Genomic DNA, 14,440 nt, shown 5'->3' on the forward strand with positions numbered 1-14,440 from the left:
ATTTTTCAGCGGTACTTACGGTTTTTACTGACCTACGCTACTCATGGAGCATGATTGAAATACTCCTGAAACTAGTTTTTTTATGAATCCACATGCTGATGAATTTGTACAATGCCTAAGACTTAGATAGTCCGAGATAGTGCGATAAGTACTACTTGCAAGCCAATCAAAGGGAGAATCTTCAAAAAAAATTCTTAACCCTCAAGGGTGACATGAAAGGATGTCGAAATGTCAACATTTGGCAAATTTTTGTGCCCGGAAACAGCACTAACAGCAACTTGAGAACTAAATTTACTCCAAAAATCGATTCAGGTAGGAAAAAGTTATGGCAAATATCATTGGAACTAATGGTAACGATACGCTACTGGGTACTAACAGCGCGGATACGATTAATGGTCTTGCTGGCAACGATACTATCACAGCTAATCAGGGCAACGACACGTTAACTGGTGGCGGTGGCAAGGATAAATTTGTTTACAAATACGATTACACTTTCACCGACGGTACTGATACTATCACCGATTTCGGTGGGGTAGGTAAAGGAATAAGCCCAACAGCAGCAGTAATTGCCGAAGTGGATACGATTAAATTCCAAGGCTATGATTTGACTGCCCGAAATCTGCTGCTCACCCAGAATGGCAAGAATTTAGAAATCACCTTTGAACAGGTGCCTGGTACTTATTTTGCAAGCGTGCCTAATGTCAAAGTTATCCTCCAAAACTTCAAATTAGAAAACTTGGAGAATCTGAAAGCTTCTGGAGCAAAACCAGCTATCGGTAATATCCTGTTTAATGGGCAAACTAGCATCACCGACAGCTTTGATGTCCTGGATGCCAACTCGACTGAAACGAGCATCGGCATCAAGAACACGGTGACTTTCCTGAATGACCTTGACAATAATATTACAGGTTTAAACAACTCAGATGATGTGGTGAATGGTCAGGGGGGTAATGACAAAATCAACGGCTTAAGTGGCAACGACTTGCTGCGCGGTGGTGCGGGGAATGATACCCTCGTTGGTGGTGCGGGGAGTGATACCCTCCTTGGTGGTGCCGGGAATAACACCCTCGTTGGTGACGCTGGTGATGATATTCTCTATGTTGACTTTTCAACAGGCAATAACTTACTCTCTGGAGGCGTTGGTGACGATTTATTGAGTGCTAAGGCTTCAAAAGGCAATAACCTACTTAATGGTGGCGATGGCAATGATTATCTTTCGGCCTCTGGTGGCATGTTGTCGTTCTACAACCCAGGCCCGGACAACCGCACCTATCCCTCTTTAGGCAATAATACCCTCAACGGTGGTGCCGGTGACGATCACTTGGATGCTAGCTATTCATCAGGCGATAACCTACTCAATGGTGGCGATGGCAATGATACTCTTTCGGCCACTGGCAACGACGGTAGATACGACACACCCACTTCTGGCAATAATACCCTCAACGGTGGCGCTGGTGACGATCACTTGGATGTTTACTTGTCAACAGGCAATAATCTGCTCTCTGGAGGCGATGGCAACGATACGATAAATGCGAGCACTACTAGCAATGATACGATCGATGGCGGAACAGGTGACGATTTATTGTCCTACTATTCTTATCCTAAGGGTATCACAACGACATTCAATGCTACTACTAACATTGGCTCAATTACGGATGGCACGAATCGGGTTAGCTACAAAAATATCGAACGATTATATATTTATAGTACAAAATACAATGACAACATTGTGGGGACCAATGGCAACGATACGATAGATGGGAGCCTTGGCAATGATATGATCGATGGAGGTAAAGGTGACGATTTATTGTCCATCAATTATGGCTATTATGATTATGACAATTATTATACCAAGGGAATCACTTCGACATTCAATGCTACCACTAATACTGGCTCAATTACAGATGGCACGGATCGGGTTATCTACAAGAATATCGAACGATTAAATATCAGAGGTACACATTTCGATGACTTGATTGTGGGCAGCAATGGGGATGATACGCTCTCCGGGGCCTTTGGTGGCAATGATACGATTGATGGGGGAACAGGTGACGATTTATTGTCGTTCGAGAACTATAATAATTCTACCAAGGGAATTACTTCGACATTCAATGCTACTACTAACATTGGCTTGATTACGAATGGCACGAATCGGGTTAGCTACAAAAATATCGAACGATTAAATATCTCAGGTACAAAATACGATGACTTGATTGTGGGGAGCAATGGGGATGATACTCTCGACGGTAGTAATGGCAATGATATCCTTATAGGCGGCAAGGGTAATGATAGCCTAATTGGAGGATCTGGCACTGATACCTTTGCTTTCAATAGTTTCAATCAAGGCATTGATAGACTTGATGACTTCAAAGCGACTAATGAACTCATTCAAGTAGCGGCTGATGGTTTTGGTGGCGGGTTATCAATCGGTTCACTTCAGACAAGTCAGTTTACCCTCGGAGCATCTGCAACCACTAGCACTCAGCGATTTATTTACAACAATATTACAGGTGCATTGTTCTTTGACCAAGATGGCAGTGCAAGTGCCTTTACTCAGGTACAATTTGCACAATTATCGGCTGGGTTGTCACTAACTAAAAACAATTTTGCGGTTGTTTAATTGTGATTAGCGCTCTATCACTCTAAGCAGAGAAAATAGAAAATGATCGGATTGCCAGGTGTCTGAAATAGCAGCTTGCATCCGATTCATTAATGCAATTATAGTGAGCGATCTTTTACACTCTTTTTCAGCGATGCCTACGGTAAATGCTTGCCTGGGCTACTGATGAAGGATGATTAAAACAAGCCTGAAGCTAAATTGTTTTTGTGAATCCACACGCTCATGAATTTGTACAGCGCTTAAGACTTAGATAGTCCGAGATAGTGCGATAAGTACTACTTGCAAGCCAATCAAAGGGAGAATCTTCAAAAAAAATTCTTAACCCTCAAGGGTGACATGAAAGGATGTCGAAATGTCAACATTTGGCGAATTTTTCTGCCCGGAAACAGCACTAACAGCAACTTGAGAACTAAATTTACTCTAAAAATCGATTTAGGTAGGAAAAAGCTATGGCAAATATCATTGGAACTAATGGTAACGATACGCTACTGGGTACTAACAGCGCGGATACGATTAATGGTCTTGCTGGCAACGATACCATCACAGCTAATCAGGGCAACGACACGTTAACTGGTGGCGGCGGCAAGGATAAATTTGTTTACAACTTGGATGCCACTTTCGGCATCACCGACGGTACTGATACTATCACCGATTTCGGTGGGGTAGGTAAAGGAATAAGCCCAACAGCAGCAGTGATTGCCGAAGTGGATACCATCAAATTCCAAGGGTATGGATTGACTACCCGAAATCTACTGCTGACCCAAAATGGCAAGGATTTAGAAATCACCTTTGAAGAGGTGCCTGGTATCAAAGTTATCCTCCAGAACTTCAAATTAGAAAACTTCCGGAATCTGAAAGCTTCTGGAGCAAAACCAGCCATAGGTAATATCCTATTTGATGGGCAAACTAGCATCACCGACAGCTTTGATGTCCTGGATGCCAACTCCACTGAAACGAGCATCGGCATCAAGAACACGGTGACTTTCCTGAATGACCTTGACAATAATATTACAGGTTTAAACAACTCAGATGATGTGGTGAATGGTCAGGGGGGTAATGACAAAATCAACGGCTTAAGTGGCAACGACTTGCTGCGCGGTGGTGCGGGGAATGACACCCTCGTTGGTGGTGCGGGGAATGATACCCTCGTTGGTGGTGCGGGGAATGATACCCTCGTTGGTGGTGCGGGGAATGATACCCTCGTTGATGGTGCGGGGAATAACACCCTCGTTGGTGACGCTGGTGATGATATTCTCAATGTTGACCTTTCAACAGGCAATAACTTACTCTCTGGAGGCGTTGGTAACGATCACTTGAGTGTTGTAGCTTCAACAGGCAATAACCTACTTAATGGTGGCGATGGCAATGATGATCTTTTTGCCTTTGGCAATGTAATGTACTACAACCCAGACCCGGACAACGACGACCATCCCTCTTTAGGCAATAATACCCTCAACGGTGGTGCTGGTGACGATCACTTGAATGCTAGCCATTCATCAGGCGATAACCTACTCAATGGTGGCAATGGCAATGATTATCTTTCGGTCACTGCCCAAGACGATAGAAACTACAGACCCACTTCTGGCAATAATACCCTCAACGGTGGTGCTGGTGACGATACTTTGGATGCTTACTTGTCAACAGGCAATAATCTGCTCTCTGGCGGCGATGGCAACGATTCGATAAATGCGAGCGCCACTGGCAATGATACAATAGATGGGGGAACAGGTAACGATTTATTGTCCTATTTTAACTATTCTGCCAATTATACCAAGGGAATCACTTCAACATTCAATGCTACTACTAACATTGGCTCAATTACAATGGGCACGCATCGGGTTAGCTACAAAAATATTGAACGATTAGGTATCTCAGCTACACAATACGATGACTTGATTGTGGGGAGCAATGGCAACGATACGCTCTACGAGGGCTATAATTATGGTGGCAATGATACAATAGATGGGGGAATAGGTGACGATTTATTGTCGTTCCAGAGTAATAATTCTACCAAGGGAATCACTTCGACATTCAATGCTACTACTAACATTGGCTCAATTACAGATGGCACGACTCGGGTTAGCTACAAAAATATTGAACGATTAGATATCTTAGGTACACAATACGATGACTTGATTGTGGGGAGCAATGGCAACGATACACTCTCCGGTGGCTATGGTGGTGGTGGCAATGATACGATCGATGGGGGAATAGGTAACGATTTATTGTCGGTCCCCAGCTATTATAATTTTACCAAGAGAATTACTTCGACATTCAATGCTACTACTGACTCTGGTTCAATTACGGATGGCACGAATCGGATTAGCTACAAAAATATCGAACGATTAGATATCTCAGGTACAAATTTCGATGACTTGATTGTGGGCAGCAATGGGGATGATACTCTCGACGGGGGCGATGGTGGCAATGATATCCTCATAGGCGGCAATGGTAATGATAGCCTAATTGGAGGATCTGGTACTGATACCTTTGCTTTCAATAGTTTCAATCAAGGCATTGATAGACTTGATGACTTCAAGGCGACTAATGAACTCATTCAAGTAGCGGCTGATGGTTTTGGTGGCGGGTTATCAATCGGTTCACTTAAAACAAGTCAGTTTACCCTCGGAGCATCTGCAACCACTAGCACTCAGCGATTTATTTACAACAATATTACAGGTGCATTGTTCTTTGACCAAGATGGCAGTGCAAGTGCCTTTACTCAGGTACAATTTGCACAATTATCGGCTGGGTTGTCACTAACCAAAAACAATTTTACGGTTGTTTAACCGTGATTAGCGCTCTATCACTCTAGGAGGATGTTTGAAAAGTCCTCTAAGCGAAGAGCAAAACGTTTTAGATACCCCTAAATCCATGCCACTTACTCATGGAGAAACCCCCAAGTGGAGCGACTGGTGTGGGCTAGGGGGGATCAAGAAATGCCTAAAGCACCAGCGTCTTGAGCAAAAAACAAGTCGGTACTAGCCTTTTTTCTAGGTTTTCTTGCCTGCGACTTCGTGAGAGGATTAACCCAGTATTTAAACAAACGCTTAAGCATACTGTTTTTAAATACATTGTAGATCCCCAATTTCATAGGAGTGGCTAACAGTGGTAAATAGCGAACTGAAGAATAAAGTAGCCTTGATTACTGGCGCAAATAAGGGTCTTGGACTAGAGATGAGTCGTCAACTGGGACAACATGGATTGACGATTCTGATTGCAGCCCGGAATTTAGAAGCAGCAAAAACGGCAGCCACTAACTTGCATAATGAAGGAGTTTCGGCTGTGGCGATCGCTCTTGATATAACTGACAGTACTCAAATTCAGTCTGCTTTTCAAGAGATTAGTGACTCTTTTGGTAAACTGGATATCTTGATTAATAATGCAGGTGTGTTTCTAGATGGTGACTGGTTAATCAGTAATGCCACTTCTGTTTCAATAAACATTATTCGACAGACATTAAACACCAACTTTTTTGCCTTGGTAGAACTGACTCAAGTACTGCTACCGTTAATTTTAAAGAGTCCTAGTGGTCGAATTGTCAATATGTCTAGTATTGAAGGCTCATTGACACAATGATGGATATCACAAGAGGGGCAAAAACGGGCGTTGAGTTAGCGATGCTTCCTGACGATGGGCCGAGTGGTGGCTTTTTTGATCTTGGTGAACCAGTACCTTGGTAAAAAGTTAAGCCAATAAGATGGGTATCTCTGTCGAAGTGACATCCGCTTCTTAATACTAAGTCTACTTCAAGAGATAGGATCTACTAAAAGAGTAGGATTTTAGGAGTAGACCTCTGTCTTTACAATTTATTAATGTTTCTACAGCAAGTTCTCAACCCCCCGCAGGCTTAATTGTCACTTTGCATGGTTGGGGAGCTAATGCTAAGGATGTAGCATCTTTGTTACCTTTGATCAACTTATCTGATTACCAGTTTGTATTACCTGATGCACCTTTTCCTTATCCCTATTCCCCTGTAGGGAGGGCATGGTATGACCTGCGGGTGGAGAATATGTATCAAGGGTTGGCAGAAAGTCGCCAACTGCTAACTGATTTCTTGCAATCTTTAGAAAGCAGCACTGGTGTACCTTTGTCACGCACCATTTTAAGTGGATTTTCTCAAGGCGGAGCAATGACTTTAGATGTCGGCTCAAAATTACCCCTAGCAGGTTTAGTTGTCATGAGTGGGTATTTACATCCTGATGCACTAACGGCAGCTAAAAGTGGGATTCCGCCGACTTTAATTACTCATGGTAGATATGATGAAGTTGTACCACTGCAAGCAGCTTTGAAGGCACGAGAAACTCTAAAGTCTCTAGGAGTGGCAGTAGAATACCACGAATTTGACATGGGGCATGAGATACATCGACAAACGTTAGAGGTACTACGGAATTTTATTGTGAATACAATTAGCTAGTCAGGATTACGAATTTTTTATAAATTCTGGTATAAATGCTGAAAATTTTCATGAAATCAATGACCTCTAATGAGTAAGATATATAGGGTAGCTGCGTTCAGCGCAACTTAACCCATGCTGAAGGCGAGTGCTGCATAAGGGAGGGGCGAGCATTATGACAACTCTAAGCATTTCCAAGAAAGAAATTGCTGCCATGACTGCGGCAGAAGTAGAAGAACTGGCTACACGTCTGGAGCTAGATAATTATAGTAATGCTTTTGAGGGTTTGAATGATTGGCATTTATTGCGAGCGATCGCATTTCAGCGTCCAGAGTTAGTTGAACCCTATATCTACCTCTTAGACTTGGAACCCTACGATGAAGCGTAGTTGAGAGTTAGGAGTTAGGAGAGACGCGATTAATCGCGTCTCTACAGAAGTTAGGAGTTGGAAATTAATATTCGTAACTACTTGCTCCTAAGTTACTACTTACTCCTAACTTTTTACTATGACTAATCCAAAATTGAACAGGGTTCTAATTGGAGTATGCGGCGGTATCGCCGCATACAAAATCTGTGAACTAGTTTCGACGCTGTTTAAAACTGGGGTGGAAATCCGAGTCATCCTTACCCGTTCGGCGCAAGAATTTATCACGCCTCTGACAATAGCCACCCTATCCCGTCATCCCGTCTACACAGATGATGATTTCTGGAAACCAACTCACTTTCGTCCGTTGCATATTGAGTTGGGTGAATGGGCAGATGTCATGGTAATTGCTCCCCTGACAGCTAATACATTAGCAAAGTTAGCCTACGGGATGGCTGATAATTTACTCACAAATACCGTACTGGCTTCTACTTGTCCTGTGCTGTTAGCACCCGCAATGAATACGGATATGTGGGAACAGCTATCAGTGCAGCGGAATTGGCAACAGCTATTGATAGATAGTCGATATCATGGAATGAGTACAGCATCAGGTTTATTAGCGTGCGATCGCATCGGTGCTGGTAGATTAGCAGAACCTCCAGAAATTTTGGCTCATATCCAATCGTTGTTACACACTCAAGGCAAACGAGATTTAGTTGGTAAACGAGTGTTAATTAGTGCTGGGGGAACGCGAGAGTATCTTGACCCAGTGAGGTTTATTGGTAATCCTTCAACAGGTAAAATGGGATTAGCTTTAGCGCAAACCGCACTTCACCGAGGCGCAAATGTAACTCTGGTGCATGGGCCAGCTAATTGGGATGTACCATTGGGAGTACAAACAATTCCCGTCATTAGTGCCGAGCAAATGCAGCACGTCATGCTGGAATGTTTACCCAATGCTGATCTAATTGTGATGTCAGCAGCCGTGGCAGATGTGAAGCCACGAGATTATAGTACAGAGAAATTGCCCAAGCGATCGCTCCCCGAAGCCTTACCCTTGGAACCTGTACCGGATATAATCGCCCAATTAGCAAAACTTAAACAGCCGCATCAGATATTAATTGGTTTCGCTGCACAAACTGGGGATATTGTCAACCCTGCATTAGAAAAGTTACAGAGTAAAAAATTAGACGCTATTGTTGCCAATCCGATTGATCAACCTGATAGTGGTTTTGGCAGTGATAACAATCAAGCGATATTTTTAGATAGTCAAGGACATCAGCTAGCGATCGCACCTTGTTCTAAATTGGAAATGGCGCATCATTTATTTGATTTTATCATCTCCGAATTTTAGATAATGGAATTGAATTATTGAAAATCTAAAATTTAAAAGGTCTGTTCGCGTAACATCTTGAAGAGTTTCCCCCCAATTTCAATGCAAGAACAAATCTAACATCCTGTTGAGTAAAATTATTTACTTAGTCAGTATTTACGCACGGATCATGAAAGAACGAACCACAGAGATACAGAGTACACGGAGGAATGATTTGAGAGGTTTTTTGCATAAGTCCTATCAGTTTTTAATGCATCCCCATGCATTGGCATTGTAAAAGGACGCATTAACATTGTATTGGAATGCATTGGCATTGTCAGGCGACGCATTAACGTTGTATCGGAATGCATTGGCATTGTCAGGGGACGCATTAACATTGTATCGGAATGCATTGGCATTGTCAGGGGACGCATTAACGTTGTATCGGAATGCATTGGCATTGTCAGGGGACGCATTGGCATTGTCAGGGTATTACTGAATTTAATTTGCTACGAATTAATGAAATGGTGTACTTAACAAGCCAAAGTTAGGACTCCAACCTAAAACTTGAGTTTATTGAGCTTGGTGAAACCCCAGAACAAGCCCGAAAGTTGGTACGAATAGTATGATAAAGACGAAAGATATCAAGCAGGAATTGGGACAGGAAACTACTACTGTAAATTGGGTATAAGCCGTATGGTCTATGGCTTTAAGGTCACTTTCCTAGATTTTATAATATAAGTAAGACTTAAAAATCACGCTTCAATTATATGAAAATCCTCTCATCAGAGCTAGTACATTTAGGATTTGGCAAATATGTGCGTTCTGACCAAGTAACAGCAGTTATACCAATAGAAGAGGAGCGTGGGCCAGGGCGACGAACTTTTGTTCACATTCAAGGGCAAGGTGATCCAATTATCGCCTCTCGCGCTGAAGATACCATCGTGCGTGATTTAGTACAGGAGCCACGCGAGGTTACCCAAGCCCGTCAGCAGCAGGAAATTCTTCAAGATTTATTGGTAAATTTAGGTAATGTTAATTCGACTGTGCGACGAATTAGCCGTGATGAAGGCACTTTGGATCTTGATTTGTTAGAGCGCCGAATTAAGCAAGTCCTTGAAAATTAATTGCAGAAATCAGCAAACTAAATAACGGAGAAGGATATTGCTGAATACAATTACAGACCAAGTTCCAGTATCAAATACACAAACAAAATTACCACGGTTGTGGATACCTGAACGGGTACTGTTTACACCTGCTGCCCTAGATGAGGTTTGGGGGCAGCAGATTCTTGCACGTGTGCAGTCACTCAACTTACCGATAGAAAAATTATCACAAAACCGCCTGAAGGGACTGCGCGGTGAGTCTGAGCGGGATACTTACAACATCGCCAAGCGTACCTTAGCGGTGGTTACTGCACCACCCAGTTCTTTTAAACTGAGTCCCATCCCGCCTTCTGCGGATTGGCAGTTTCACCTTGCTGAGGGTTGTCCGGCTCATTGTCAATACTGCTACCTAGCTGGTAGCTTGTCGGGGCCACCTGTCATCCGCGTTTTTGCCAACTTACCGCAGATATTAGAGAATTTAGCTAACTACGAGCAAGATGGGAAAACTACGAGTTTTGAAGTTAGCTGTTACACTGACCCATTGGGTATTGAGCATTTGACTGGAAGTCTGGCTGAATGTATCCGTTACTTTGGCACTCGTACCAATGCACATCTACGTTGGGTATCGAAGTTTGATGCTGTGGATGGATTACTCGACTTACCACACAATGGGCATACTCGCTGTCGGATGAGCGTTAATGCAGCACCGATTTCTGGTAAGTTTGAAGGTGGCACAGCCTCCGTAGTATCCAGACTTAATGGATTGCGACGGTTGGCGCTACCACAAGAGCGTGGCGGTGGCGGTTATCCAGTTGGCTTGGTGATTGCGCCAATTATGCCGGTAGACGATTGGCAGATGCACTATAGTTCTTTGTTTGACCAGATAAACGAGGCACTGGATTTTGACTGTGACCTTACTTTTGAATTAATCTCGCATCGGTTTACACCTGGGTCAAAAGAAGTGTTACAAAGTTGGTATCCGCAATCAAAATTAGAGATGGATGAGGCAAAACGCAGTGTCAAGCGTAATAAGTTTGGTGGGACGAAGTACGTTTATGATCGCGACACAATGAAAGCGTTGCGTTGCTTTTTTGAGAGTGAGATTACTAGGCGCTTTCCAAATGCTGAAATTCTTTATTGGACTTAAAAGACCAGTTCGCTCAAATACAGTTTGAGCAAATTACAGCTATTTTTAGGTAAATAGACCACGCAGTAGGGGCGCAAGGCCTTGCGCCCCTACGACAGATGTGGTTAAAAAAAATGAAATCGGCTGTAATTATTGAACAAGAGAGCGATCGCATAATATATCAATGATTTTTAAATGCTTGCGGTAGTCTCAAGGCTTCTCTAATCCTGGCTGACTCCACCTACAGCGTAAATCCACCTACCATCTCAATTAACTAGGCAATAGCCCCTTGTTAAAGATAAGCAAACTGACGCCACAGTGTACTATAAACTGTTACGCTTCGAGTCTGCACACCATTACCAGTCAGAAAGCTTACTGTAATTCTGTTTTTTAATTTTTAATTTTTAATTTTTAATTGCTTAGTCGATGCCTGGGTTGGGCTATTCGGCATCGCAAAGCGGGATAATTTGGGCAGATTACAGACGGCGTTATACATTAATAAGTGTATCTGCAATACCGGACTTGTTCTGGCTTAGTCTCAATAGCAAAGGTTTGGAGATGTTTACTTTATCAGAAACTTCTATCCTGGGGACAATCCTACTGGCAGCTTTAGGCATTTTGGGCTGGGGCTTTTATCGCGCCAGACCTTTTGGTAAGCTGGGAATCTTAGCCTGGTTACAGTCGGTGGTGTTGATGACTCCCTGGCTCCTGTTTTTTGGATTGTTTGCCGCAGGGATTTATATCAACATAGCGGGTATATTGTTCTTAGTGGTGACTTCCGCCGGATTATACATCTTCTTGGGCAGACAGTTACGCACAGCTGGACAAGATGCCATCCTCAAGCAACGCGCAACAGAAAGACTCGCCGCTAATTCTTCAGTTGAAGCAAATTCCCCACAACTAGCAGTCACAGAACTGAAACCGGAGATTCCGCCACTGCCGGAAGACGACTTAAATGCAATTAAAGGTATCTTTGGTATCGATACGTTTTTCGCCACAGAAACGATCGCCTATCAAGATGGAGCCATTTTCAAAGGCAATTTGCGGGGAGAACCAGAAGAGGTTCACAACCGTCTAACAGCAAGTTTACGGCAACGTCTTGGTGATCAATATCGCCTATTTTTAGTCGAAAACACAGACGACAGACCAGTAGTAATTGTCCTGCCGAGCCGCAATGATCCCCGCCCGATGTTGTTATCGCAAAAAGCTTTTGCAGGTATTCTGTTGATAGCAACTATTGCTACAAATTTAGAAGCTGCGGGCTTATTGCTGAATTTTGATTTTTTTGGCAATCCAGGGCGGTTTAAAGAAGCTTTGCCCATAGGGGCTGGGATATTTACGGTTTTAGTAGTTCACGAAATTGGTCATTGGTTACTTGCTCGGCGTCACCAAATCCGCCTTAGCTGGCCTTTCTTTTTACCAGCTGTGCAAATTGGTTCCTTTGGTGCAATTACCCGCTTTGAATCTCTATTGCCTAACCGCAAGGTATTATTTGATATCGCCTTGGCAGGGCCAGCCGCAGGTGGTATTGTCTCTTTATTAATGCTGATCACTGGCTTGCTGCTTTCCCACCCAGGCAGTTTATTTCAATTGCCAAATCAGTTTTTCCAAGGGTCGATTTTGGTGGGAAGTTTGGCGCGAGTTGTCCTTGGTTCGGCGTTGCAATCATCCCTGGTGAGTGTTCATCCCCTAGTGGTGATTGGTTGGTTAGGTTTAGTAATTACCGCTTTGAACTTAATGCCCGCAGGACAACTAGATGGTGGGCGCATTATTCAGGCGATTTATGGACGCAAAACCGCAGGACGCGCAACGATCGCAACTTTAATTTTACTGGCGTTAGTGTCTCTCGGTAATACTCTTGCCATGTATTGGGCGATCGTAATTTTCTTTTTGCAACGGGATCAAGAACGCCCCAGCTTGAATGAAGTCACTGAACCTGATGATGCTAGAGCTGCTTTGGGGCTTTTGGCTCTATTCTTGATGATTACCACGCTTTTACCCCTAACTCCGGGCTTGGCTGGGCGTTTGGGAATAGGATAGTGTCTGAGTTAGGATTACAGACGCGATTAATCGCGTCTGTACAGGAGTTAGGAGTGAAGCACATGCGATACTTAGAAAAGTTAAACCCGATTCGTAATTCTAGTTAGGAAAATTAACTGAACGGTTTCCAACCTGCTAGCAAATTCGGGTAAGTTACGGGTGTGGGGAAGATTTTTTGGAAACCAGTTTGGCGTTCTTGTGGCTTTTCTTTGCTGATATTCCAAAGGGTTTCATAGAAGAAGAAAGAGACTCCAGCAAAATTGCGATCGCGTACTTTTTGCACTTGTGTTTGAATCTGTTGCATCGGTACAGATTTGTTTTTCAACCCAGCCATAATGCCCACACTCACGGGAATATGTCTTTTTGCCGCTTTCACTTCTGGATACTCTAATTCGCTGATAAAAACATTTAAATCATCCCGATATACCTGCAAAACTAAGTCTTCAATAATTCCCAGCCGTTCCCACTTCTGCCAGTCTGCTAAAAAGAAATCGTAGGAAAAACGTTGAGGATTAGGAGCAACAGAAACCAGGCAATCTTTTTTAGTAGCTTTGATAGCTTTGAATACCCGTTTCATAAACTCGGTAATTTTGTTAGCTCTCCAACGCACCCATTCTGGATCTTTAAAGTTTTTGGAGGGAGCTTGACCACGGTGTTCTTTTTTGTAAAGTGCCACTGTATAGGCATCGTACCCTAATTCTGATGGTAAGCCAAAATGGTCATCAAATTGAATACCATCGATATTGTAGTTTTTAATAATTTCAACAATTAAATCTTGAATAAATTGTTGTACTTCTGGACGAAAAGGATTTAGCCAAACGCGATTATGTATGCCTTCTTTGACAATCCGAGTCCCGTCGCTGCGACTGGTGAGCCATTGGGGACGATTTTTAACTAATAGAGACTCTGCTGGTGCCATGAAGCCAAATTCAAACCAGGGAATCACTGTTAACCCTTTTTGATGTCCCACATAAACAATTTCTTTGAGGATATCTCGCCCTTTGAGTCCGGGTGTGGGATCGAGCGATCGCCCGATAACTTTGGCTGCAACTTTGCTAGGATACAATGTATATCCCCAATTCCAAACCGCCGGATATATAGTGTTAAAATTGAGTTCGTCAAGGCGTTGCAAAGATCCCTTGAGGCGATCGCGCTGAAATAACACGTCACTATCAATATTTGTTAACCACACTCCCCTTAACTCAGATGCTGGCGTTCGTGGCAGATTTATTTGAGCGTTCAATGGGAACGATAACATCACCGTAGCTACCACACTTAAGGTAACAATGACGGCAAATAACCCTAGCTTTCTGCTTTGGCGAATATTCCACCACGAATGAAACTCAACACACCACTTGACAAACCTTTTCATCATTTGCTACAGACATGATCAAATTATCAACAATCAGCATGAATAGCGATCGTTTCGATTGTAAGCGCTAAAACAATCGCTATTTAATCTGATCACTGAGGTTT

General features: G+C 43.1%; 11 protein-coding genes. 10 read left to right on the forward strand and 1 reads right to left on the reverse strand.

Annotation, left to right across the window (positions count from 1 at the left end; all coding sequences use genetic code 11):
• The first annotated feature begins 325 nt into the window (after positions 1–325).
• From V7K46_RS07765 to V7K46_RS07810, 10 genes are all read left to right on the forward strand, one after another.
• Positions 326–2,620, forward strand: a complete 2,295-nt coding sequence (locus V7K46_RS07765; protein ID WP_335111978.1) for a beta strand repeat-containing protein — start codon at positions 326–328, stop codon at positions 2,618–2,620.
• Between the two features lie 449 nt (positions 2,621–3,069).
• Positions 3,070–5,409, forward strand: a complete 2,340-nt coding sequence (locus V7K46_RS07770; protein WP_335111979.1) for a calcium-binding protein — start codon at positions 3,070–3,072, stop codon at positions 5,407–5,409.
• Positions 5,410–5,728: 319 nt separating this feature from the next.
• Positions 5,729–6,199: an SDR family NAD(P)-dependent oxidoreductase gene (locus V7K46_RS07775; protein WP_335111980.1), complete on the forward strand. Its 471-nt coding sequence runs from the start codon at positions 5,729–5,731 to the stop codon at positions 6,197–6,199.
• A gap of 217 nt (positions 6,200–6,416) precedes the next feature.
• The gene (locus tag V7K46_RS07780) at positions 6,417–7,037 is read left to right on the forward strand and encodes an alpha/beta hydrolase (protein WP_335112079.1); all 621 of its coding nucleotides are present in this window, start codon (positions 6,417–6,419) and stop codon (positions 7,035–7,037) included.
• Between the two features lie 154 nt (positions 7,038–7,191).
• Positions 7,192–7,404, forward strand: coding sequence for a protein IsiD (isiD, locus tag V7K46_RS07785; protein WP_190877921.1), 213 nt, complete (start codon positions 7,192–7,194; stop codon positions 7,402–7,404).
• A gap of 118 nt (positions 7,405–7,522) precedes the next feature.
• Positions 7,523–8,734 (forward strand): bifunctional phosphopantothenoylcysteine decarboxylase/phosphopantothenate--cysteine ligase CoaBC, encoded by a 1,212-nt coding sequence (gene coaBC, locus V7K46_RS07790; RefSeq protein WP_335111981.1) that lies wholly within the window; start codon positions 7,523–7,525, stop codon positions 8,732–8,734.
• Positions 8,735–9,010: 276 nt separating this feature from the next.
• On the forward strand, positions 9,011–9,229 hold the full coding sequence (locus tag V7K46_RS07795; protein WP_335111982.1) for a hypothetical protein: 219 nt from the start codon (positions 9,011–9,013) through the stop codon (positions 9,227–9,229).
• Between the two features lie 233 nt (positions 9,230–9,462).
• Positions 9,463–9,819, forward strand: a complete 357-nt coding sequence (locus V7K46_RS07800) for a hypothetical protein (protein WP_300415579.1) — start codon at positions 9,463–9,465, stop codon at positions 9,817–9,819.
• A gap of 103 nt (positions 9,820–9,922) precedes the next feature.
• Complete coding sequence (locus tag V7K46_RS07805) at positions 9,923–10,945, forward strand: spore photoproduct lyase family protein (RefSeq protein WP_335112080.1); 1,023 nt, start codon at positions 9,923–9,925, stop codon at positions 10,943–10,945.
• A gap of 537 nt (positions 10,946–11,482) precedes the next feature.
• Positions 11,483–12,964, forward strand: a complete 1,482-nt coding sequence (locus V7K46_RS07810; RefSeq protein ID WP_335111983.1) for a site-2 protease family protein — start codon at positions 11,483–11,485, stop codon at positions 12,962–12,964.
• A gap of 112 nt (positions 12,965–13,076) precedes the next feature.
• Here V7K46_RS07810 and V7K46_RS07815 read toward each other — a convergent pair whose 3' ends face one another.
• Positions 13,077–14,336, reverse strand: coding sequence for a glycoside hydrolase family 10 protein (locus tag V7K46_RS07815; protein ID WP_335112081.1), 1,260 nt, complete (start codon positions 14,334–14,336; stop codon positions 13,077–13,079).
• Positions 14,337–14,440: the final 104 nt, after the last annotated feature.

The organism is Nostoc sp., assembly GCF_036917395.1.
Taxonomy (GTDB): Bacteria; Cyanobacteriota; Cyanobacteriia; order Cyanobacteriales; family Nostocaceae; genus Nostoc.